Raw genomic sequence first — 21,988 nt, 5'->3', positions numbered from 1 at the left:
TCCCTTCCGCCTCCGCGCCGATCCGACTCGCCGAGGTGATCGGCGCGGAGGCGGAAGGGATCGTGTATCTCTACGGGGCGTGCGACAGGAAGGCCACGTATCCGGGGCTCGCGGAGGCCGACGGGGTCTTCCGGGACCGTTTCAGCGGCCGTGGTCACATTCCCGAGCCGGGGCTCCGCCGGGACCTCGCCGAACTGACCGCGGCCAACGAACTCGACCTGGCCCGCCACGACTTCACCTTCCGCGAGCGGTGGGGCCCTCAACTCCTCGTCCTCTTCACCCGGTTCAAGCCCTTGCTCAGCCAACCCGCCTGGCGGGACTGCCGGTTGGACCTCACGCCGTGACGGACTCCGCGATCCGCCGGGCGGCCTGGGCGGGCGTGAGGTGGGTGGTGTCGACGACGTGGGCCTCGCGGTGCAGCCAGGTGCGGGCCGCCTCGGCGTAGGGCTCGAGGTAACGGAGCCGGAACGGGGAGTCGGGGCCGAGGACGGTGTCGCCCGCGATGCGTCCGCGCAGGGTGTCCTGGTCGGCGTGGAGGACGAAGTGCCGTACCGGAATGGCGTGTTGGGCCAGGCCCGTGCTGATCTCGCGCCAGTACTGCTCGACCAGGACGGTCATGGGAACCACCAGGGTGCCGCCGGTGTAGTCGAGTACGCGCCGGGCGGTCTCCACGACGAGCTGCCGCCAGGGCGGCCAGTGCTGGAAGTTGTCCGTGACGGGCAGCCCCGGCGAGATGTCCATGAGTGTCTCGCCGACCTTCTCGGCGTCGAACACCCGTGAATCCGGGATGAGTTGCTGCACGAGCGGACTCGTCGTCGTCTTGCCCGCACCGTGGGTGCCGTTGAGCCATACGATCATGGGCTCGACGCTAGCGCGGAGGGGGACACCTGGTCCGCCGGTCACGTCGGCTGCTGGGTGAGCTTGGCGGCCACCGCGTCGAGGACCCAGTCCAGGCCGGTCGCGAAGGTGGTCTCGGCGTCCACGTCCGTGCCGTCGTGCACGGCCTTGGACAGTGCCGGGAAGCGGCCCGTGGCCAGCATCTTCGTCACATGCGGACCGGAGGCGCGCTGCCAGTCGCGCTTGGACAGGCCCGTGGCGCGCTCGGCCCGCAGGTTCGCGATCTCGCGTCTGATCGCGCCGGTGAAGTAGGCGCTGACGGTCTCCACGGCGCGCATGACGGTGTCGATGTCGGCGTGACCGTCGAGGGCGGCCAGCGTGGCCTCGGTCACGGCGAGGCCGTTCGGGCCCAGGCTCGGACGGTTGCCGAGCAGGTCGGCCAGCCACTGGTGGCGGAGGGCGGCCAGCCTGGTGCGGTGGGCGAGGACGCGCAGTGCCTCCCGCCAGTCACCGGCCTGCTCCTCGGGGAGGATCTCGGCCTGGACCTCGTCCACCATGAGGTCGAACAGCTCCTCCTTGGTGGAGATGAAGCCGTACAGCCGCATCGGGCCGGCGTTCAGCCGGGCGGCGACCTTGCGCAGCGACACCGCCTCCAGCCCGCCCTCGTCGGCCAGCGCGACGGCGGCCGCGACGATCCGCTCCCGGTCGAGCGGCACGGGTCGGCTCGGCGGCTCGGGACGGTCCCACACAGTCATGAACGCATCGTACTGTTGCGATACACCGCCCCGAATCAATACAGTGTATCGACATGAGACATCGCATCGCAGTCGTCGGAGGCGGCCCCGCCGGCCTCACCTTCGCCCGGGTCCTGCACCGCCACGGCCACCCCGTCACCGTCCTCGAACGCGACCCCGGCCCCGACGCCCGTCCCCCGGGCGGCACGCTGGACCTGCACGAAAAACTGGGCCAACTCGCCCTGGGAAAGGCCGGGTTACTGGCGGAGTTCCAGGCGCTCGCGCGTCCCGAGGGACAGGCCATGCGCATCCTGGACCCGGACGGGACCGTCCTGCGCCACTGGCTGCCCGGCCCGGACGACCTGGCCAACCCTGAGATCGACCGCGGCCAACTCCGTGACCTGCTGCTGGGCCGTGACCGTGACAGCGAACACGACCCGGGCCCCCTCGACGTCCGGTGGGGGCGGGGCGTGACACGGGTGGTGCCGGGGACGCGGGACGGCGTACTCGTCGAGTTCGAGGACGGGCGACAGGAGACGTACGACCTTGTCGTCGGCGCGGACGGCGCCTGGTCCCGGGTCCGCCCGGCCCTGACGCCGGTGGCGCCGCACTACACCGGCGTCACCTCGATCGAGACCTCCCTCGACGACGTCGACACCCGCCACCCCGACCTCGCCCGGCTGATCGGCGACGGTTCCGTGGCCGTGTACGGCGCGAACCGGAGCCTCGTCGCCCAGCGCAACAGCGGCGGCCACGTGAAGGTGTACAGCAAGTTCCGCGCACCGCTGGACTGGCACACGGACCTGGGCCCGGACCTGGCCGACGCCGACCCCGAGGCCGTGCGATCGAGCCTGCTGGCCCTGTTCGACGGCTGGTCCGCCCCCGTCCTCGACCTCCTCCGCCGCGGCACCACCTTCGCCCACCGCCCCTTCTACGTCCTCCCCGTGTCCCACACCTGGACCCACGTCCCCGGGGTGACCCTGCTGGGCGACGCGGCCCACCTGATGCCCCCACTGGGCGTCGGCGCGAACCTCGCGATGCTGGACGGCGCCGAACTCGCCGAGTCCATCGCCACCGCCCCCGCCACCGGAGACCTGGACGAGACCGTCCGCGCCTTCGAGGAACGGATGTGGGCCCGGTCCGGCAAGTGGGCCGAGATCACGACGGCCGGCCTGGAACGCCTGGTGAGCCCGGACCCGGCCGAGGCGATAGCGGTCTTCGACGAGGTGCAGCCGTAGTAACGCCCAAGGGGTCTACAGGCTGCCCAGTCGCTTGTGCAGCGTGTCGAGTGTCGGCCAGGGCGGACCGTCGTGCAGGGCGCGCAGGAGTTCCTCTCCGAACCACCTGCCGTCCGGAAACTGGTCGCCGAGGTCCCAACGCCACGCGGCGACCATCGCGAGGACGACCTGCCGGCACTCGTCCAACAGCCCCTGGTCGACGTTCGGGTAGTGCTCCCACACCGCCTCGGGAACATGGGCGAGGTCGAACTCGACGGGTCCGCGGCAGCACGTCTCAAGGTCGATGAACAACGGGCCGTTCCTCGTGCTGAGCACATTGCCCGGATGCGGCTCGCCGTGGAGCAACTGCTCCACGGCGCCGCGCTCGTCGATCGCCCGCCGCAGGCTCGCCAGCCTGCCGCCGAGGAACACCCGTTCCGCGTCGGCGAGTTCCGGCGAGCGGTCCGGGTCGGCGACGACTGCTTCCGCCTCCGTGATCCGGTCCGTGAACCTCGGACTCGCCACATCGACCTCGCGCATACCGGCGTGCAACTGCTCCAACGCCTTGGCGTAGTCGACCGGCGCGGTGTGAGGCGACACGGGCTCGCAGTAGGTCCACAGCGTCACCGCGAAGCCGTCGCGCGTATACACACGCGGCTCCGCCCGAGGCTCCAAAGGACACACCGGACTTCCCACCTCGACGAGCCGCCGAGCGAGCTCGACCTCGAACCGCGCGACCTCTTGCCCCACATGGGCGACCCGGGCAAAGACATCACACGGCACCAGCCGCAGCGCCAGCTTGTTCGAGTTGTGCAGAACGACCGCGCCGTCGACCGGCAGGTCGAGCGATACGGCGACGGAAGTGGCAGCCGCGATCGCACGCGTGACGTCGGTCGTCTCCATCCCCGCATCCTGGCACGGACGAGCGAGGGCAGTGCCGACAATTAGCGGCCATGATCTCCTCCGCCGCCGGGGCCCAGCCGCCTTACAGGGAACGGGAGTTGGTGTCGTGAGGGGTCGGGCGGGCGGCGAGCCTTGTCCCGCCACGACCCGGCGGGGATCATGACCGCGTGCAGCGCCAAGAGAAAGTCCACGAACTGCTCGTGCGGGCCGGACTCACGGTCGTCGAGGACGTGAGCCCCGGCAGCCTGTTCCCGCCGGAGGCCGGCTGGCGCATCGCGCGGGGGATCGCGGCGCCCGACGGCGCGGTCCGCGAAGCGCTCGACGCCGAGTGGTGGCGCCGCCTCGCGGATGCCGACGGGGGCTTCCTGGTGGCCGTCCTCGGGTACCGGATCGGCGGCAACGACGACTGGTGGACCCACGTCCGGTACACCGGCGACGGTGTGCCGGAGCTGACCGGCGACCCCGGGTTCGTGGCGCTCTCCCTCGACGGGCAGGTGCTGCTGGCAGCGGTGCCCGGCGCGGACGGGCCCCGCGCGACGGCCCGCGACCGGCAGGCGGACAGGCAGGCAGACAGGCCCAGGGTGACGGCCCTCGACCGGCTGCCGGAGCGGCTGGAGGAGACGGCCGAGGCCGCCGGGCGCGAGACGGAGGCCGAGCGCGCCGAGGTGTGGGCGGCGGTGCCCGGCCGGCCCGCGTGGCCCGTGCGCTGGGCGGAGGGGATCGGGTTCAACCCGGCCGCACCGGACGAACTGCTGATCCGGCTGCTGGACGTGACGGAGAGCTTCCTGGACGGCTGCGACCGGCCCGCCGTCCTCGACGCCGCCCTCGCGCACCCCGACCCGCGGGTGCGGTCGGCACCCGCCGACACCTTCCGGCCCAAGCTCACGTCCGACCAGTGGACACGCCTGGTCCGCGCCGAACCGTCCCCGAGCCGGCGCGTGTTCTGGGCCGGGCGTGCCCACGACCGCGGCGCCGAACTTCCCGAGGACCTGTACGACGACCTCCTCGCCGGTACGTCCCGCGCCCAGGCCGCCGAACTCCCCGGGCTCCCCGCCCGTCACCTCCCGAGCCTCGCCGCCGACGCCGATCCCCGGGTACGGGCGGCCGCCTGCGCCCGCTGGGAGGACCTCGCCGCGCCCCTGCGGGAACGGCTGCTGGCCGACACCGACGACGCGGTACGAACGGCGGCACTGCTCGCCCACCACACCGGCGTCCCCATGCCCCGCGAGGTCTTCACCGCACTGCCCGTGCCCCGGCGAGCGCTCGAACAGTGCCGTCTCGCGCCCGAGCTGGAGGCGGAGCTGGTCCGGGACGAGGACGCGGAGATACGCAGGACACTGGCCGCCAACCCGGGGCTCGGAGCACTTGGTGTCGCCGTCCTGGCACAGGACCCCGACGACGGCATCCGCTCGACGGTGGCGCTGCGGGCCGACCTCACCGAGGAGCAGCGTGCCGCCGTGCGCCACGACTTCGACCCGGCGTCGATGGCGATGTCGCACGCCCTGCCCTGGGTCGCGAGCCTGCACGGCGACGCCGACGCGATGCGCCGCCTGGCCGGGTCGCCGCATCCGCTCGTCCGCCGCAGCGTGGCCCGTGCCCGGCACCTCCCACCGGACGTGGTGGAGCGGCTGGCCGGGGACGAGGACCGGGTGGTCGGCCTGTTCCTCGCCGAGTCGTGCGACGACGCGCCGGCCGAGACGCTGCTGGAGGTCTGGCGCTGGTGGGACGGCAGCTTCAGCCACCCCGGCCGCCCCCGCAGCCACCCCAACTTCCCCCGCACGGGCCTGCTGCACTACGCCGACGACCCCGTCGGACGGATGCGCCGCCTGGCCCTGGACGATCCGCGGTCCACGCCCGCCGACGTCGCACGTCTCGCCCGCGACCCCGAAGCCGAGGTCCGCCACCGCGCCGCTCAGGACCCCCGCCTGTCACCGGCCGACGCGGTACGGCTGCTGAACGACCCGGCGAGCTCCGTCCGCGCGACCGCGCTACGCAACCCGCAACTGCCGTCCCGCGTCCTCGCCGACCTGCTGCACGACCGGGTCACGGCCTGGGAGGCGGTCATGAACCCGGCGATCCCGGTCCCGGTCATGCACCGCATCGTGACCGCGGCGGCCGGGGCGGCACGCTGAGTGGCGTGGCGCACTTTTGCAAGCAGGTGCTTGCAATAGTTAGCAAGGGTGGTGCAAGGTGAAGGCATGGCATCGCTCAACGTCGGCAATCTTGGTGAGTATCTGCGGGAACAGCGGCGCACCGCGCAGCTGTCCCTGCGGCAGCTCGCCGATGCCGCCGGGGTGTCCAATCCGTATCTGAGCCAGATCGAGCGCGGGCTGCGCAAGCCGAGCGCGGAGGTGCTGCAGCAGGTCGCCAAGGCGCTGCGGATCTCCGCCGAGACGCTGTACGTGCGGGCCGGCATCCTCGACGCCGAGCGGGACCGGGACGAGGTCGAGACACGTGCGGTCATCCTCGCCGATCCCACGCTCACCGAACGGCAGAAGCAGGTCATGCTTCAGATCTACGAGTCCTTCCGCAAGGAGAACGGGTTCGAGATCGCCGACGGGGACCAGGGCGTGGAGAGCGGTCCCGGCGTGAGCGACGGTGCCGACGGCAGCGACGCCGACCCGCGGGAGCAGACGGCCGGGTGACGAGGACACAGCCTGTCGACGACGACACGGCCCGTCCGCCGACCGCGGAAGCAACCAAAACCCTCAGCTGACAGAAACCGGGAGAACCAACACCATGGCCATCACCGATGACCTGCGCAAGACCCTGAGCGACCCCACCCCCCTCTACTTCGCCGCCGGCACCGCCGACCTCGCCCTCCAGCAGGCCAAGAAGGTTCCCGGCCTGGTCGAGCAGCTGCGTGCCGAGGCCCCGGGCCGGATCGACGCCGTGCGCGGCACCGACCCGAAGGCCGTGCAGGAGAAGGCCGCCGCCCGCGCCAAGGAGGCCGGTGCCAAGGCCAAGGAGGCGCAGGAGACCCTCCAGACCAAGGTCAACGAGTTCCTCACCAGCCTCGACGGCGACCTCAAGAAGCTCGGCACCACGCTCGACGCCGACCTGAAGAAGTTCGGCGAGTCCGCCCAGGACTTCGCGCTGCGCGGGGTCGGCGTCGCCGCCGAGTACGCGGTCAAGGCCCGTGAGGCGTACGAGAAGGTCGCCGAGCACGGCGAGCAGGCCGTGAAGACCTGGCGCGGCGAGGCCGCCGACGAGATCGAGGAACTGGCCGTCGCGGTCGAGCCCGACCCCGAGCCGGTCGCCGAGCCCGTCGTCGTGAAGGCCGAGGAGCCCGCTCCGGCCCCGACCGCCGCCGCCCCGGCGAAGAAGCCCGTCGCCAAGAAGGCGCCGGCCCGCAAGACCACCGCGAAGAAGACCACGCCGCCCGCGAAGTGACACGAACGGGTGATCGGTGACGGGTCGGGCACTCCACGGGTGCCCGACCCGTTCTGTCTTCAGCGGCAATCCGGTTGCGGGTACGGTGACCGCGTAATGACTAGCCGAGTCTGGTGGTGGACGTAGTGCTGATGCAGGGCTTCACAGGGTTCATGTGGCTGTTGAGCACCGCCCTGATCGTGTTCAGCGGCTTCGCGCTCGTCGACGCCGCGACGCGCCGCGAGGACGCCTATCGCGCGGCGGACAAGAAGACCAAGCCGTTCTGGCTGATCGTCCTCGGGCTCGCCTTCGTGGTGAACCTGATCTTCAACATCCTGTCGTTCCTGCCGATCATCGGCCTCGTCGCGACGATCGTGTACATGGTCGACGTCCGCCCGGCCCTCCGCGGCCTCCCCGGCGGCGGCCGCAGCCGCAGAGGCGGCTCCAGCAGCGACGGCCCCTACGGCCCGTACAACGGCGGACGCTGACGCCTTACGACGAGTGAGCCGGGCGTTACGGCGTCCGGTCCAGCAGTACCACCGCCACGTCGTCCGTCAGCTCGCCGCCGTTGAGGTCGCGGACCTCGTTCACCGCCGCCCGCAGCAGTTCCTCGCCCCGCAGCCCTTCCGCGAGCTGGCGGCGGACCATCGCCACCATGCCGTCCTGGCCGAGCCGTTCGCGGCGGCCCTGGCCGATCCGGCCCTCGATCAGGCCGTCGGTGTAGAGCATCAGGCTCCACTCCGCGCCCAGTTCCACCTGCATCCGCGGCCAGCGGGCACCGGGGAGCAGGCCGAGGGCGGGGCCGTTGTTGTCGTAGGGGAGGAGCTCGGCCGGGCGGCCGGGGCGGGCCAGCAGCGGGGACGGGTGGCCGGCCAGGCACAGGCCCGCGCGGCGGCCGTCGGGGGCGATGTCGACCGTGCAGAGCGTCGCGAAGATCTCGTCGTCGGAGCGCTCGTGCTCCAGGACCTGTTGCAGCGTGCCGAGGAGTTGGTCGCCGCACAGCCCGGCCAGCGTCAGCGCGCGCCAGGCGATGCGCAGTTCCACGCCGAGCGCGGCCTCGTCGGGGCCGTGGCCGCAGACGTCGCCGATCATCGCGTGCACGGTGCCGTCGGGGGTGCGCACGGTGTCGTAGAAGTCACCGCCGAGCAGCGCGCGGGAGCGGCCGGGGCGGTAGCGGGCGGCGAAGTGCAGCGGGGAGCCGTCGAGGAGGGGCGTGGGCAGCAGGCCGCGTTCGAGGCGGGCGTTCTCCTGGGCGCGCAGCTTGGACTCGGTGAGCTTGCGCTCGGCCCTGTCGGAACGTTTCCGCTCCACCGCGTACCGGATCGCGCGGCTCAGCAGCCGGCCGTCCAGCTCGTCCCGGAAGAGATAGTCCTGGGCGCCCACCCGGACCGCCTCGGCGCCGCGCTCGGTGTCGCCGGACGCGGTGAGGGCGAGGACGGCGTGCCGGGGCGCGATCCTCAGTACGTGCCGGAGTACGGCCAGCTCGTCGTCGGCGCCGTCGGCGGCCCGGCCGGGGGCGGGCAGCGCGAGGTCGAGCAGGATGCAGTGGACGTCGTCGGTGAGCAGCCGCTCGGCCTCGGTGAGGTTGCGGGCGGTGCGGACCCGGATCGGCTTGCCGGTCGGATCGACCAGCTCGGGCACGATCGGCGAGCCGCCGGGGTCGTCCTCGATCATCAGCAGGGTGAGGTGACCGGCGGGACCGCCGGGACCGGCGCCGGTGACCGTGCCGTCGTTCACCGTGTCCTGCGTGCGCGGGATCTCCGGGCGCGGGGCTTCCGCGCCTTCGGAGGCGCTCCCCGGCAACTCGCTGGAGGCCGCTTCGGAGGTCGCCCCGGAGGTGTCTCCCGAGGCGTCCACGGAAACGTCTCCAGCGACGTCCCCAGAGGTGTCGCCGATCGTGGGCGCGGCCGGCGCCTGACCACTTTCCGCGGCCGGGATCGCTCTCTGCCGCGGTATGGGTGCGGGCATCGTCCTGTTCCTTCCCTCCCCCCGAGGGCGCGGTGGGGCGAGGGACCTCGACCCACCGACCGGGACCATAGCGGTAGTGGGCGCCGGAAAGGAATGGTGTGAGGCAGGTCGCCCGGCAGGCGGCCACAGTCATATGCCGTGTTCTGTACCGCAGTTGGGCAGGACGGCGGTGGGGCCGGGATGACGAAGGTCACGCCGGAGCGGGGTTTGGGGCGGGTGATGCGTGTGCTGCGTCACGTGGCTCGGGTCACCGGGCGCCACCGCGCCCACCGGCCGGCCGCATCACGCATCGGGTCGCACAACACCCAATATCGGCATCGAACCGGCCCCCGCGATCGTCACCGTACGGCCCGGCCGCGGGGCGTGGATGATCGCGCCGTCGCCGATGTACATCGCGACATGACTGGCGTCGTCGAAGTAGATGATCAGGTCGCCGGGGCGCATGTCCTTGACGTCCACGTGCGGCAGCTGCTTCCACTGCTCCTGCGAGGTCCGCGGGATCGGATCGCCGGCGCTCGCCCAGGCCTGTGAGGTCAGCCCCGAGCAGTCGTACGACTTCGGGCCCTCCGCGCCCCACTCGTACGGCTTGCCGAGCTGGGCCGTCGCGTACGCCACCGCCGCCTTGCCTTGGGCGGACGCCTTGCCGCTGATGTCCTTGAGGACACCGGAGTCCAGCCAGTCGGTCTGCGCCTTCAGCGCGGCCTGCTGCTCCAGCTTGGCCAGGCGTTCCTTCTCCTTCTTCTCCAGCTGGGACTCCAGCTTCTCGGCCGCCGCGATCTGGGTCGTGATCGTCTTCTGGGCCGCCGCCTTGGCCTGGCGGTTCTTCTCCAACTGCTGCCACTGGGTGGAGGCGTCGGCGGTGTACTGCTTCAAGTCGTCCTGGGTGCGGGTCAGTTCGGCGATCAGGCCCTTGGTGGCACGCTGGCCCTGGAGTATCCGCCCGGCACCGTCCAGAAACGCCTGCGGGTTGTCGCTCAGGACCAGCTGCGCCTCGTCCGGGAGCCCGCCCGTGCGGTACTGGGAGCGGGCCGCGGCACCGGCGCGGTCCTTCAACTCGTCCAGTTTCTCCTGGCCCTTGACGATCTTCTTCGCCAACTCGACGATCTGCGCGGACTGCTTCTGCGCCTGCTCCTCGGCCGCGTTGTAGGCGTCGGTGGCGACGGCGGCATCGTGATAGAGGTCGTCGAGCTTCGCGCGTACGGCCTCAAGGTCCTTGTTGGTCACGGGAGTCGGGGACGCGGTCGACGAAGACGAAGAGGTCGAAGAGGTCGAAGAGGACGAGGAAGACGAGGAAGTCGGTGTGGGCGACGGGCTCGCGAAGGCGATGCCGGGTGCCGCCAGCACGGTGACCGCGCAGACGACCGTGATGGCCGTCGTGATCAGGGCTCGCCTGCCCGCTCCCATACCCCTGCCCCCACATCACGTATCTGATTGACCGTCAGTAACTTACGGACGCCTGGGGGATCGTGCCATGTCCGCACAGAAAACGACAGAGGTAGTACTTCCCGTACTTCTTCCCTTTCCTTCCAGGTCATGACCTGTCACGGCGATTTCCCCGCCCATGTGACGAACGGCCGACGGAGATCGTTCCCCCGAGGCCGCCCCTTCACCCCACCGGGGCCAAGGCCCCCCATTCCACGGTCACTTCGCCCTGCCGCCACCGCACCGGACCGTCCACCACCGGCCAGTCGGCGGTGAGGTCCCGCACCGCGCGGATCCAGCGCTGACGGGCGCCGTAGGAGGCGTAGGGCGCGGCGGCTGCCCAGGCGCGGTCGAAGTCGCGGAGGAACGCGTGCACCGGTTCGCCGGGCACATTGCGGTGGATGAGGGCCTTGGGGAGGCGTTCGGCGAGGTCGGACGGCCGCTCCAGGGAACCGAGCCGCGCCGCGAAGGTGACCGTCCGCGGCCCTTCGGGACCGAGCGCGACCCACACGTGCCGCCGCCCGATCTCGTCACAGGTCCCCTCGACCAGCAGCCCGCCCCGGGAGCCCCCGCCCGCCGGCGCGAGCCGCCCGCGCAGCCGCGCCCAGACCTCGGCGACCTGCGCCTCGTCGTACTGCCGCAGCACGTTCGCCGCGCGGATCAGCGCCGGCCGTTGCGGCACGGGGATCTCGAACCCGCCGTGCCGGAAGACCAGCCCCTCGCGCTCGTACGGCTTGGCCGCCGCGACCCGCGCCGGTTCGATCTCGACACCGACCACGCGCGCGTGCGGGGCGACGGAACGGAGCCGCTCCAGCAGTTCCACGGCCGTCCAGGGCGCGGCGCCGTACCCGAGATCGACGGCGAGGGGCTCGTCGGCCCGCCGCAGCTCCGCCCCGTGCGTCGCCACGATCCAGCGGTCCATACGGCGCAGCCGGTTGGGGTTGGTCGTCCCGCGCGTCACTGTTCCTACGGGTCGGGCGGCTGCGCGGGCTGTCATACGTAAGAGGGTAGGCGGGCGCGGTCATGGCGACGGATGCACGACGGCACCCCCCCGGGTCAGATCAGCGCGAGCCGCGGCCCGCCCTGCGGCGCAGCGCTACGACGATGCCGCCGCCCGCCGCGACCAGGGCGGCCGCGGTGCCCGCGATTGCGGTGGTCCCGTTGCCGGCGCCGGTCTCGGCGAGGTGCGTGCCACCGCCCGCGGGCGACGGGGCGCTGCTCGCCGCGGGCACGGGGCTGCTGCTCTCGGCGGAGGAGGGAGACGACGCGGAGGGGCTGGAGGACGGCTCCGGCGACGTCGAGGGCTGCGGGGAGGCGGACGTAGAGGCGGACGCCGAAGCGGACGCGGAGGCGCCGCACGTCACATCCGGGATGACGACCATCGGCGTGATGTCGTCGTCGACCTTGTCGCCCGCCTTGACGTGGACCCGGAAGGTCTCGCCGGCGTACCAGTCCAGGGGCTTGAGGTCGACGCTGACGCCCTCGGCGGTCGGGTGGGCGATGGTCTCGGTGTCGAGCAGTCGCTCCTCGTCCCCATCGGCCATGGTCAGTTTGAGGTACAGGCCGATCGTCGCCGGAGTCCCGCTCGCGTCCTTGTCCGTGACGCGGATGACGCCGTTGCCCTGGGCGTCGCAGAGCGGGACCGCGGTGAAGTCGCCGATGCTGCAGGCGAGCGCGGTGTGGGCGGCGGCGAGGGAGAGCGCGGCCGCGGCGGTCGAGGTGCCTATGACACGGGCCGCCCTGGCGGCACGAGGGGAGAGGGACACGCTTGTCCTTAGGTCGAAGGGCCCGGGACCACGTCGTAGAGTCCGAGCGCCCGACACGTCTACAAGCCCTGTGACCTCCCTGTCAAAGGTTGTATCGCCGCAGGTCAAGACGTGACGAAGGGATGGTCGGCGAGGGCTCTGCGCCTGGTCAAGCGATGGTCATGGACATGGCCCACCGCAGCCTCGGCGCGCCGACTGCCCACGCAACAACGGCTCGAACGGTTGAGCGACCCCCAGTAATGTCCAGGCAAAATCCCCATGCGCCGGAATGAGAATCCCGCCCCCCGGCGTTGCACCCCCTTGGAGGGAACCCCACACCCTCCTTCCGGCATGCCCGCAGCGAGGAGGAACGCCACGTGAGCCAGTACGGCAGCAGGCTCGGGCGGCGTTCCCCGGCCTCCTCCGCCCGGTTGCGGCTGCACCGCAAACCCCGCCGGGTCGCCATGCTCTCCGTGCACACCTCACCGCTGCACCAGCCCGGCACGGGCGACGCCGGCGGCATGAACGTCTACATCGTGGAGCTCGCGCAGCGCCTCGCCGCGATCAACATCGAGGTGGAGATCTTCACGCGCGCCACCACCGCCGTCCTCCCCCCGACCGTCGAGCTGGCCCCGGGCGTCCTCGTCCGCCATGTCGACGCGGGGCCGTACGAAGGTCTCGCCAAAGAGGAACTCCCCGCGCAGCTCTGTGCGTTCACGCACGGAGTGATGCAGGCGTGGGCCGGTCACCGCCCCGGCTACTACGACCTCGTCCACTCGCACTACTGGCTCTCCGGCCACGTCGGCTGGCTCGCCGCGCAGCGCTGGGGCGTCCCGCTCGTGCACGCGATGCACACCATGGCCAAGGTCAAGAACGCCAACCTGGCCGACGGCGACACCCCCGAGCCCGCCGCCCGCGTCATCGGCGAGACCCAGATCGTCTCCGCCGCCGACCGCCTCATCGCCAACACGGCGGAGGAGGCCGACGAACTCGTACGGCACTACGCGGCCGACCCCGCGAAGGTCGCCGTGGTCCACCCGGGCGTGAACCTCGAACGCTTCCGGCCCGCGGATGGCCGAGCGGCGGCCCGTGCCCGTCTCGGGCTCCCGCAGGACGCCCTCATTCCGCTCTTCGCCGGGCGTATCCAGCCCCTCAAAGCGCCTGACGTGCTGCTGCGCGCGGTCGCCGTGCTCCTCGACGAGCGGCCCGAGCTGCGCTCGAACATCGTCGTCCCCGTCGTCGGTGGGCCCAGCGGCAGCGGTCTCGCCAAGCCCGAGGGGCTGCAGAAGCTGGCCGCGCGGCTGGGCATCGCGGATGTCGTACGGTTCCGGCCGCCGGTCGGGCAGGAGCAGCTCGCGGACTGGTTCCGGGCCGCGTCCGTGCTGGTCATGCCGTCGTACAGCGAGTCCTTCGGGCTGGTCGCCATAGAGGCGCAGGCGGCCGGTACGCCGGTGCTCGCGGCCTCGGTCGGCGGCCTCCCGGTGGCGGTGCGCGACGGCGAGACCGGCTTCCTGGTGCAGGGCCACGATCCCGCCGCCTACGCGCGCGTCCTGCGCACCCTCGCCGACGACCCGCACCTCGCGCCCCGCATGGGCGAGGCCGCCGCCCGGCACGCGCAGTGCTTCGGCTGGGACACGGCCGCCGCCGCCACGGCCGACGTCTACGCGGCCGCGGCCCAGGCCCACCGCCGTCACGTACGCTCGCACCATGGGTGAGAAAGCGGACCAGGACCGGGCGGCGCAGGTCATCGAGGGTTTCCTCAAGGGCGCCGAACTCGACTGGGAGAGCCCGGAGTCGGGCACGTTCGTGGTCCAACTCCCGGGCACCCGCAAGCTGTCGACGACCGTCTCCCTCCTCGTCGGCCGCCACTCCCTCTCGCTCAACGCCTTCGTGATCCGCCACCCCGACGAGAACGAGACCGGCGTGCACCGCTGGCTCCTGGAGCGCAACCTCAAGCTGTACGGCGTGAGTTACGCCGTCGACCAGCTCGGTGACGTGTACGTCACCGGCCGCCTCCCGCTGCCCGCCGTCACCGAGGCCGAGATCGACCGCCTCCTCGGCCAGGTCCTGGAGGCCGCCGACGGCAGCTTCAACACCCTGCTGGAGCTCGGTTTCTCCTCCGCGATCCGCAAGGAGTACGCGTGGCGGGTGTCGCGCGGGGAGTCGACGCGGAATCTGGATGCGTTCACGCATCTGACCAAGCGGCCGACCGACTGACCGCTGACTGACCGCGTTCCCCCTCTTCCGCTGGTTCCTGCCCTCGTGGCATGCTCACCGCTGACGCAGATCTGAACGTCGTTCACATCCATGAAGAGCCGCATGGGAGGACGTACGTACATGAGCCACATCCCCCTCACCAGACGAACCCTGCTCGGCGGCGCGCTGGCCGCTGCGGTTCCCCTCCCGAGAACCACATCCGCCGGTGAAGTCCCTTCCCTCTGGCGGGAGTTCACCCGCACCCCCTTCACCCACCCGCAGATCCCGTACATCGGCAGGGCGGGCGCGCGGCGCCACCCCCGCCACCCCCGGGCGTTCGACGTCCTCCGCTACGGCGCTGTGGCGGACGGCGTCACCGACTCCGCCCCCGCGATCAACCGTGCCATCGCCGCTGCCGGCAGGGCCGGCGGTGGCACGGTCCACATCCCGCCCGGCACCTTCCGCATCGACGACGTGATCCGCGTCGGCCACTCGAACGTCGTGGTCAGGGGCGCGGGCAGCGACCGTACGAAGCTCTACGCGACCCGCAGCCTGACGGAACTGATCGGCGTCTACGGCTCCCGCTACGGCGGCGACAAGTCGTCCTGGTCCTGGGCGGGCGGCCTCATCTGGCTCGCCCCGACGGCCCGTTGGGACTCACTGGTCGCCGCGATCCGGGCGAAGGCCTGGCCCTTCGAGGGCTGGACCGGCAACAGGCGTGACGAATGGCGGCAGTTGACGACCGTCGAGCCGGCGACGCAGGGCGCGTGGACGGTACGGGTCGTGGACCCCTCACAACTCAGGCCGGGCACCCTGGTGTTGCTCCGCCTCGCCGACGACCCCGCCCACACCCTCCTCCAGCACATGTCCGGCGGCGGCCCCGGCCCCGAGGCGTACTACTGGGACGACAAGACGAAGCTCCTGTCGTACGTCCCCTACGAATGGCCCGTCCGCATCGCCCACGTCCACGGCCGGAACGTCACGCTGGAGCGCCCGCTGCCCCTCGACATCCGCCCCGAGTGGAACCCCCAACTGACCACCCATGTGCAGGAGTTGACGGGTTCGGGCGTCGAGGGCCTCACCCTGGAGGCGGTCGAGACCCCGCAACAGCCGCACCTCCTCGACAAGGGCTACAACGGGGTCGTCCTCCAATGCGCCTACGACTGCTGGCTGGACGACGTGACGGTCCGTCATGTCGACAACGGCTTCGGCCTGGTGGCGGCCTCGGCGTGCACCCTGCGCGGTACGACGGTGTCGGGCCGCGGCTCCCACCACCCCTACTTCTGCCGCGAGGGCTCGCACGACAACCTCGTCGAGGACTTCACCATCGAGGAACGGACGGTCCCGGCACCGCCCAACACCCAGCTCCACGGCATCAACGTCGAGGGCCTGTCCTCCTACAACGTCTGGTCGCGCGGCGACATGCGCATGGGCACCTTCGACAGCCACCGCGGCCTGCCCTTCGCCGACGTCCGCACCGACATCACGGTGAACAACAACGGCCGCCACGGCGGCGACGCGAACGCGGGACCCCTCTTCGGCGCCCGCTTCACCCACTGGAACATCCGCGTCACCAACGGCCGCGCCGGCCTGATGAAGATCGACCAACTGGCGCCGTACAGCGCCACGGTGGGCCTGAACACCGTCACGGAGTTCGACCAGATCGACGTCCCCGACTTCACCGGCGACCTCAACTCCCGCCTGGAGCTCTACGGCACGACGGACGCCGTACGGCCGCGGAACCTGTACGAGGCGCAGCGGAAGCTGTGACTCACGAGCACCACAGGGTGTCGTAGCCGATGAAGTCGAACATGCGCTGGCCGGGCGGGAGTTGGCGTTGCTCGCCGGTGAATCGGTGGGCGCCGACGGACGCGGTGACCGTGGGATCGGAGACCCACAGCCGTTCGAAGCCGCGCTCCTCCAGCCAGGCGCAGATCTGCGGGACGAGGTCCGGCGACTTGCGGTTACGGGTCCAGACGACCGTGCCCCCGGTCCGGCACAGCGCGGTGCAGTGGTCCAGGAGGCGTTCGACGTCCGGGTCGGTGATGTTGCCGAGGACGCCGCAGAGGAGGACGAGGTCGGCGGGCGCGAGGTCGGCGTACTGGTCCGTCGACGAGGCGTCCCCGGCGACGACTTCGACCCCGCGCAGGCCGGCGGCCCGGGCGCTCGCTGCCGCATGGTCGACGTTCCGCTCGTCCAACTCGACCAGCCGGGCGCGGACTTCGGCCCCGCGCGGATGGTCGGCCAGTACGCCGATCAGGTCGCGGCCCTGTCCGGCGCAGAGGCTGATCGCGGTGAGCGGTCCGGGCGGGGCGGTGTCGAGGGCGAGTCGCAGGCGTTCCTGGACGAGGGCCAGGCGCCGACTCAGGTAGGAATCGGGGGAGTTGTAGGAGTCGTGCCACTCGTGCCAGTCCATGCGGGGAATCTAGCCACGGCGTCGACGGCTGTCGCGCGAATAACGCCCCGGCGTGACGCCCACCAACTTCCGGAAATGGCGGGTGAGATGGGACTGGTCGTAGAAGCCGGTGGCCGCCGCGACCTCGCCCGGCGGGCGGCCGTCGAGGAGCAGCCGACGGGCGCGGTCGACGCGGCGGGACATCAGGTACTGGTGCGGTGCGATGCCGTACGCGCCGCTGAACGCCCGTACCAGATGGGCGGGATGGGCGTGCACGAGCCGTGCGGCCTCGTCGAGCGCGATGCCCTCGGTGACGCGTTCGTCGAGGAGTTCGCGGAGGGTGCGGGCGAGGACGGGGTCCTCGGTGGGGGTGAGGGAGGACGGCCGCGGCCGTAGGTGGGCGTGCAGTCGTTCGGCGATGAGGGTGAGGCGGCTCTCGGCCTCCAGTTCGTCCCCGGGGTGGTCGAGCGCGGTGTGCAACTGGCCCACGCGCAGCCGGAGTTGGGGATCGCGGAGATCGGGCCGGTCGACGGCGGACCCGATGAGGTCGTCCGCCAGATAGGTCCCGTCGAGATAGAGGACCCGCTTGCGGAAGCCGTGCGGCGTGGCGGGGGAGCCGTTGTGCGGGACGTGCGGCGGCAGCAGCGACACCGTGTCGTGCGGGGTGCCGTGCTCGTGCCGGTCGAGGTCGTACCGTACGGCACCGTCGTCCACGATCAGCAGCGTCCACGCGTCGTGCACGTGCATCGGGTAGGCGTACTCGGTGAAGTGGGCGTGGAAGACCTCGACGACACCGGGGATACGGGGCCGCCACGCGGAGACTTCCTGCTGCGGGGCCATGCAAAGAACGTACAAGACGGGGGCGCGGAGCGGTCGGCAGTCTCGACGTATGAGCACTGATGACATCCCCGGCCCTGGTGAACCGATCCGCTTCGACACGAAGATCGCTGTGCTGCTGCGCGACGACCTGGAGCCGTGGCAGCGGCTGAACGTCACGTCCTTCCTGGTCAGCGGCCTGGGCGCGCAGATCCCCGAGGTGATCGGGGAGCCGTACGAGGACGCGGACGGGGTGGCGTATCTGCCGATGTTCCGGCAGCCGGTGATGGTCTTCGAGGCGACGAAGGAGGTCCTGGTGGCGGCCCACGGCCGGGTCCTGTCCCGCGCCCTGCCGCGCGCGGTCTTCACGTCCGACCTGTTCGCCACGGGCAACGACCGGGACAACCGGGCGGCGGTGCGGGCCGTGCCCACGGCCGAGCTGGATGTGGTGGGGCTGGCGGTCTACGGGCCGCGGAACGGGGTGGACAAGGTGGTGAAGGGGGCGCGGATGCATCCGTGAGCGGTGATTCGGTGAGTACTGCCCGAGTTGGATGACGGTGATGCGTGCAGGTGGGACGGCTTGATCAGTTCGAGTGGCGGTCGCCGTGAAGCCTTCTGCGCGCGCACCGGGAGGGAGGAGAGTCCTCCCCGGTGAGCCCTTGCCCGGGGTGGGCCACCTGCACTGATCCATTCATCGGCAGTCGGCAGGGAGAGAACCATGAACCGGTCCACGAAGCTGGCCCTGGGGGCCGTGGTGACGGCACTCACCATCGGCGGCACGGTCGCGGCCTCGGCCCAACCGGACCAGCCCCACCGGGCGGCGGCCACCGCCGACTGGGCCAAGGTCTCCGCGAGCGGCCACATCCTGGGCGGGCAGGGCATCCGCGGCATCAACAAGTTCGGCAACGGCCGCTACAACATCACCACGACACACAACCTCAACGGCTGCGCCCTCCTCGGCACCATCAACACCAACGGCGGCAGCGACCCCGGTCCGGGCAGCTCGTCCATCCTCGTCGGCCAGGTGAACGGCAACACCCTCTTCATCCGCACGGCGACACCGTCCGCGAGCGGGAATGCGGCGGTGGACAGCGACAGGCCGTTCTCGATCACGGTGGTGTGCTGATTCCCTGACCGGTTCCGTACTGCTCACCGCTGCCCGCCTGCCCGGTTTCGGGTGGGCGGGCAGCGGGTCTCAGGCCGCGCTGACCTCGGGTTTCGCCGCCACCGGGAGGTCGGCGCCCGCCGGTCCACCGGCCGGCAGCCGCCGCATCAGCACCCCGTACCCGACGGCCGCCCCCGTCCCCACGACCGCGCACAGCCCCCACAGCCACTCCGCCCCGAAGTGATCGATGACGAAACCGGACATCAGCGGAGCGACGAGCGCGGCGACGGCCCACGACAGGGTGTACATGCCCTGGTAGCGCCCGCGTCCCTGGACCGGGGAGAGGCGGACCACGAGGCCCGTCTGGGTCGGGGCGTTGATCATCTCGCCGAGGGTCCACACGCACACCGTGAGGGCGAAGACACCGACCGAGCCGGCGAACGCGGTGAGCCCGAAGCCGTAGCCCGCGAGGAGGGACGAGACGACCAACAGGCGCTTGGCGTCCCGGTGTTCGATGAGGCGGGTGACCGGGATCTGGAGGGCGACGATCAGGAAGCCGTTGACGGCGATCGCGGTGCCGTAGTCGGCGGGGGTGAAGCCGGCCTCGCCCATCGCGACCGGCAGTCCGACCGACCCCTGCTGGAAGACGAGCGCGACGAGGAACGACAGTCCTACGACGCTCATGAACCGCCCGTCGCGCAGTACGGTCCGCAGACCGACCGCGTCGGCGGGCCGCTTGCCGTCGGCGCCGGTCACGACGCTCGGCCGGGACTCGGGCAGCCGTAGGAACACGACGACCGCGCAGGCCGCCGTCATCCCCGCCTCCAGCAGGAACCCGGCGCGGTAGCTGACCTCGGCGATGAACCCGGCGGCCATGGAGGAGATCGCGAAGCCGAGGTTGATCGCCCAGTAGTTGAGGGAGAACGCGCGGACACGGTCCTCGGGGCGCACGATGTCCGCCATCATCGCCTGCACCGCCGGGCGGGACGCGTTGCTCGCCATCCCGACGAGGAAGGCGACGCCGGCGATGGCGAGGGGGTCGTGCATGAAGCCGAGCAGCGCCACGGAGGCGGCGGTGGACGACTGCGCGACGAGGAGGGTGGGGCGGCGGCCGAGCCGGTCGGTCATCACGCCCGCGCCGATCGACGAGACGACCCCGCCGAGCCCGTGGAGGGAGGCGACGAGACCGGCGTAGGTGGCGGAGTAGCCGCGGTCGAGGGTCAGATACAGCGCCATGAACGTCGAGACGAACGCCCCGAGCCGGTTGACGAGGGTGCTGGTCCACAGCCACCAGAACTCGCGGGGCAGCCCGGAGACGGTTTCCCGGGCGGCACGTCTCAGGGCGACGAGTGACATGGCGGATCCCCCACGGTCGGACAGGTGTGTAAGTGGCGTATGCGCCGCTCACAACTTACGAAGGGGGAGGGGCGGCGGACCACTCAATTAACAGAAGCCGTCAACTGTCGGACCGGGAGGCAGGCACCCGCCCCCGGCCCGAATGCGTGGATTACGCTCTGAGGCATGGCCGACGCACCGTACAAGCTGATCCTCCTCCGCCACGGCGAGAGCGAGTGGAACGCGAAGAACCTGTTCACCGGCTGGGTGGACGTCAACCTGAACGAGAAGGGCGAGAAGGAGGCGGTCCGCGGTGGCGAACTCCTGAAGGACGCCGACCTCCTCCCCGACGTCGTTCACACGTCCCTCCAGAAGCGCGCGATCCGCACGGCCCAACTGGCCCTCGAATCCGCCGACCGCCACTGGATCCCGGTCCACCGCAGCTGGCGCCTGAACGAGCGCCACTACGGCGCCCTCCAGGGCAAGGACAAGGCGCAGACCCTCGCGGAGTTCGGCGAGGAGCAGTTCATGCTCTGGCGCCGTTCCTACGACACCCCGCCGCCCCCGCTGTCCGACGACTCGGAGTTCTCCCAGTCCGCGGACCCGCGCTACGCCTCCATCCCCCCGGAGCTGCGCCCCCGCACGGAGTGCCTGAAGGACGTCGTCGTCCGCATGCTCCCGTACTGGTACGACGGCATCGTCCCCGACCTCCTCGCGGGCCGCACGGTCCTGGTCGCCGCCCACGGCAACAGCCTCCGCGCCCTCGTCAAGCACCTCGACGGCATCTCCGACGCCGACATCGCGGGCCTGAACATCCCGACGGGCATCCCGCTGGCCTACGAACTGGACGCGACCTTCAAGCCGGTCAAGCCCGGCGGGACGTACCTCGACCCGGACGCGGCAGCGGCCGCGATCGAGGCGGTCAAGAACCAGGGCAAGAAGAAGTAAGCCGGAACGATCAAGGCCCCTACCCGCGGTTTGTCCGCCGGTAGGGGCCTTGTTGCTGTGCTGGGGCCGCCGCCTCCGGGACCTCAGCGGGTCATCGTCGCTTCTCGGCGTCGCGCAGAACCGCGACGAGGGTCTCGAAGGCCGCCACGTTCTTCGGGGACCTGATACCGAGCCGCTGCGCGGCAAGCTGCACGGTCAAGTCGCTCTTCGGTGGCGGGGCCTTTCCCTCCAGCACTCCGGCTGCCTTGAGCAGATCCTGCTGCGGTACGTCCAGGGCCGCCGCCAGGGGCTTGAGCAGATCGGTCGGGACCTCGAACCTTCTCGTGAGGATCTTGGATATGTCGCTCTCCGGCATGTCCGCTGCTTTGGCGAGCACGGCTCTGCCTTTCCCCGACGGGGAGTCGAGGGCATATCCAGCGTTGTGGGCCGCATCTCTGACGTATTCAGCAAACGTCTTCGCAGCAGAATCCGAACGCGTTGCCACGTGCCGTCCCTTCCGTCGCAGGATGAAGCAGGATCCCACTCCGCCCGCCGTTTCCGGTAGGGCCCCGCCCCGGAAGTGGATCGGAAGCGGATCGGTTCTGGTGGCGGAAGCGGGGTCGGCGGTGGCATGCAAGGTGTCAATCAGCCTTTGTGCGACGGGGGCGTGAAGTCGGCGCGCTGTCGCGACCGTTGGAGTGCCCCATGAACGACCTCGGACCACCGCCGTACGCCCCCGCCGCCCCCGCCGTGCCGAACCCGCCGGCCTCCTACCGTGCCGGTGGGCTGATACCGCCCGCCGGAGCCGCCCGTACCTGGGGGCTCACCGTCCTCGGGGTGCCCCTGGTGATCGTCCTGCTGCTGGGGCTGGTCGACGGTGCCTATTCCGGTGGGGGAGGAGGAGCGCAGGCCGCCCAGCCCTGGAGTCAGCCCACCGCGTCGTCGTCCTACACGTACACCCAATCCCTCGAACCGACCCCCTACGGCGCCTCCGACCCGGCCACCTTGCCCACCCC

23 protein-coding genes and 2 pseudogenes are annotated in these 21,988 nt (G+C 71.3%); 14 read left to right on the top strand and 11 right to left on the bottom strand.

What is annotated here, in order from left to right:
• A pseudogene (locus tag JHN45_RS43745) lies at positions 1–344 on the top strand (hypothetical protein); the annotation flags it as partial.
• On the opposite strand, the gene JHN45_RS43740 reads toward JHN45_RS43745, so the two are convergent.
• Entirely contained in the window at positions 334–858 is a 525-nt protein-coding gene (locus JHN45_RS43740; RefSeq protein WP_200716929.1) for an ATP-binding protein, read from the bottom strand. The pseudogene JHN45_RS43745 and the gene JHN45_RS43740 overlap by 11 nt on opposite strands.
• Before the next feature lie 41 nt (positions 859–899).
• Complete coding sequence (locus JHN45_RS43735; RefSeq protein ID WP_201054882.1) at positions 900–1,592, bottom strand: TetR/AcrR family transcriptional regulator; 693 nt, start codon at positions 1,590–1,592, stop codon at positions 900–902.
• Positions 1,593–1,645: 53 nt separating this feature from the next.
• Between JHN45_RS43735 and JHN45_RS43730 the strand changes: the two genes are divergently transcribed.
• Positions 1,646–2,809 carry an NAD(P)/FAD-dependent oxidoreductase gene (locus JHN45_RS43730; protein WP_200716931.1) on the top strand — a complete coding sequence of 388 codons (1,164 nt, stop codon included), beginning with the start codon at positions 1,646–1,648 and terminating at the stop codon, positions 2,807–2,809.
• A 15-nt stretch (positions 2,810–2,824) separates the two neighbouring features.
• On the opposite strand, the gene JHN45_RS43725 is transcribed toward JHN45_RS43730, so the two are convergent.
• The gene (locus JHN45_RS43725; protein WP_200716932.1) at positions 2,825–3,691 is read right to left on the bottom strand and encodes a phosphotransferase family protein; all 867 of its coding nucleotides are present in this window, start codon (positions 3,689–3,691) and stop codon (positions 2,825–2,827) included.
• Between the two features lie 167 nt (positions 3,692–3,858).
• On the opposite strand from JHN45_RS43725, the gene JHN45_RS43720 reads away from it, so the two are divergent.
• From JHN45_RS43720 to JHN45_RS43705, 4 genes are all read left to right on the top strand, one after another.
• Entirely contained in the window at positions 3,859–5,823 is a 1,965-nt protein-coding gene (locus JHN45_RS43720; RefSeq protein WP_201054881.1) for a hypothetical protein, read from the top strand.
• Positions 5,824–5,889: 66 nt separating this feature from the next.
• Positions 5,890–6,336, top strand: a complete 447-nt coding sequence (locus JHN45_RS43715) for a helix-turn-helix domain-containing protein (protein ID WP_200717426.1) — start codon at positions 5,890–5,892, stop codon at positions 6,334–6,336.
• Positions 6,337–6,430: 94 nt separating this feature from the next.
• The gene (locus JHN45_RS43710; RefSeq protein WP_200717425.1) at positions 6,431–7,084 is read left to right on the top strand and encodes a hypothetical protein; all 654 of its coding nucleotides are present in this window, start codon (positions 6,431–6,433) and stop codon (positions 7,082–7,084) included.
• Between the two features lie 131 nt (positions 7,085–7,215).
• Positions 7,216–7,551 (top strand): DUF2516 family protein, encoded by a 336-nt coding sequence (locus tag JHN45_RS43705; RefSeq protein WP_078651503.1) that lies wholly within the window; start codon positions 7,216–7,218, stop codon positions 7,549–7,551.
• A 25-nt stretch (positions 7,552–7,576) separates the two neighbouring features.
• On the opposite strand, the gene JHN45_RS43700 is transcribed toward JHN45_RS43705, so the two are convergent.
• A complete protein-coding gene (locus tag JHN45_RS43700) occupies positions 7,577–9,031 on the bottom strand; it encodes a PP2C family protein-serine/threonine phosphatase (protein WP_201054880.1) in 1,455 nt (484 codons plus the stop codon).
• A 282-nt stretch (positions 9,032–9,313) separates the two neighbouring features.
• The gene (locus JHN45_RS43695) at positions 9,314–10,255 is read right to left on the bottom strand and encodes an NlpC/P60 family protein (protein WP_307783361.1); all 942 of its coding nucleotides are present in this window, start codon (positions 10,253–10,255) and stop codon (positions 9,314–9,316) included.
• On the opposite strand from JHN45_RS43695, the gene JHN45_RS54565 reads away from it, so the two are divergent.
• Complete coding sequence (locus JHN45_RS54565) at positions 10,248–10,466, top strand: hypothetical protein (protein WP_307783360.1); 219 nt, start codon at positions 10,248–10,250, stop codon at positions 10,464–10,466. The two genes, JHN45_RS43695 and JHN45_RS54565, sit on opposite strands and share 8 nt — an antisense overlap.
• 171 nt (positions 10,467–10,637) lie before the next feature.
• Here JHN45_RS54565 and JHN45_RS43690 read toward each other — a convergent pair whose 3' ends face one another.
• Entirely contained in the window at positions 10,638–11,450 is an 813-nt protein-coding gene (locus JHN45_RS43690; RefSeq protein WP_201054878.1) for a class I SAM-dependent methyltransferase, read from the bottom strand.
• Positions 11,451–11,514: 64 nt separating this feature from the next.
• Positions 11,515–12,219, bottom strand: a complete 705-nt coding sequence (locus JHN45_RS43685; RefSeq protein WP_201054877.1) for an LAETG motif-containing sortase-dependent surface protein — start codon at positions 12,217–12,219, stop codon at positions 11,515–11,517.
• Positions 12,220–12,575: 356 nt separating this feature from the next.
• Between JHN45_RS43685 and mshA the strand changes: the two genes are divergently transcribed.
• The 3 genes from mshA (at position 12,576) to JHN45_RS43670 (ending at position 16,164) form a co-directional block, all read left to right on the top strand.
• Complete coding sequence (gene mshA / locus JHN45_RS43680) at positions 12,576–13,913, top strand: D-inositol-3-phosphate glycosyltransferase (protein WP_200715661.1); 1,338 nt, start codon at positions 12,576–12,578, stop codon at positions 13,911–13,913.
• Positions 13,906–14,415 (top strand): YbjN domain-containing protein, encoded by a 510-nt coding sequence (locus tag JHN45_RS43675; RefSeq protein ID WP_201054876.1) that lies wholly within the window; start codon positions 13,906–13,908, stop codon positions 14,413–14,415. The genes mshA and JHN45_RS43675 overlap by 8 nt, the downstream gene beginning before the upstream one ends.
• Positions 14,416–14,535: 120 nt before the next feature.
• Complete coding sequence (locus JHN45_RS43670; protein WP_236584754.1) at positions 14,536–16,164, top strand: glycoside hydrolase family 55 protein; 1,629 nt, start codon at positions 14,536–14,538, stop codon at positions 16,162–16,164.
• 1 nt (position 16,165) lies between these two features.
• Here JHN45_RS43670 and JHN45_RS43665 read toward each other — a convergent pair whose 3' ends face one another.
• On the bottom strand, positions 16,166–16,810 hold the full coding sequence (locus JHN45_RS43665; protein ID WP_200715664.1) for a methyltransferase domain-containing protein: 645 nt from the start codon (positions 16,808–16,810) through the stop codon (positions 16,166–16,168).
• Between the two features lie 9 nt (positions 16,811–16,819).
• The gene (locus JHN45_RS43660; protein WP_200715665.1) at positions 16,820–17,629 is read right to left on the bottom strand and encodes an AraC family transcriptional regulator; all 810 of its coding nucleotides are present in this window, start codon (positions 17,627–17,629) and stop codon (positions 16,820–16,822) included.
• A gap of 49 nt (positions 17,630–17,678) precedes the next feature.
• Here JHN45_RS43660 and JHN45_RS43655 point away from each other — a divergent pair, with 49 nt between their 5' ends.
• Together JHN45_RS43655 and JHN45_RS43650 are read left to right on the top strand one after the other, a co-directional pair.
• Complete coding sequence (locus JHN45_RS43655) at positions 17,679–18,125, top strand: DUF2000 domain-containing protein (protein WP_200715666.1); 447 nt, start codon at positions 17,679–17,681, stop codon at positions 18,123–18,125.
• 198 nt (positions 18,126–18,323) lie between these two features.
• Entirely contained in the window at positions 18,324–18,731 is a 408-nt protein-coding gene (locus JHN45_RS43650) for a hypothetical protein (RefSeq protein ID WP_201054874.1), read from the top strand.
• Between the two features lie 69 nt (positions 18,732–18,800).
• On the opposite strand, the gene JHN45_RS43645 is transcribed toward JHN45_RS43650, so the two are convergent.
• Positions 18,801–20,066 carry an MFS transporter gene (locus tag JHN45_RS43645; protein WP_200715668.1) on the bottom strand — a complete coding sequence of 422 codons (1,266 nt, stop codon included), beginning with the start codon at positions 20,064–20,066 and terminating at the stop codon, positions 18,801–18,803.
• Between the two features lie 165 nt (positions 20,067–20,231).
• Between JHN45_RS43645 and JHN45_RS43640 the strand changes: the two genes are divergently transcribed.
• Positions 20,232–20,993, top strand: a complete 762-nt coding sequence (locus tag JHN45_RS43640) for a phosphoglyceromutase (protein ID WP_200715669.1) — start codon at positions 20,232–20,234, stop codon at positions 20,991–20,993.
• A 91-nt stretch (positions 20,994–21,084) separates the two neighbouring features.
• On the opposite strand, the gene JHN45_RS43635 is transcribed toward JHN45_RS43640, so the two are convergent.
• Positions 21,085–21,348, bottom strand: coding sequence for a hypothetical protein (locus JHN45_RS43635; protein WP_236584753.1), 264 nt, complete (start codon positions 21,346–21,348; stop codon positions 21,085–21,087).
• A 329-nt stretch (positions 21,349–21,677) separates the two neighbouring features.
• Here JHN45_RS43635 and JHN45_RS43630 point away from each other — a divergent pair.
• Positions 21,678–21,988, top strand: a pseudogene (locus JHN45_RS43630) (hypothetical protein); the annotation flags it as partial.

The sequence above is a fragment of the Streptomyces sp. MBT53 genome (assembly GCF_016654115.1).
GTDB lineage: Bacteria > Actinomycetota > Actinomycetes > Streptomycetales > Streptomycetaceae > Streptomyces.
Note: the sequence above shows the minus strand (reverse complement) of the source record. Positions and strands in the feature narration are given on the sequence as shown.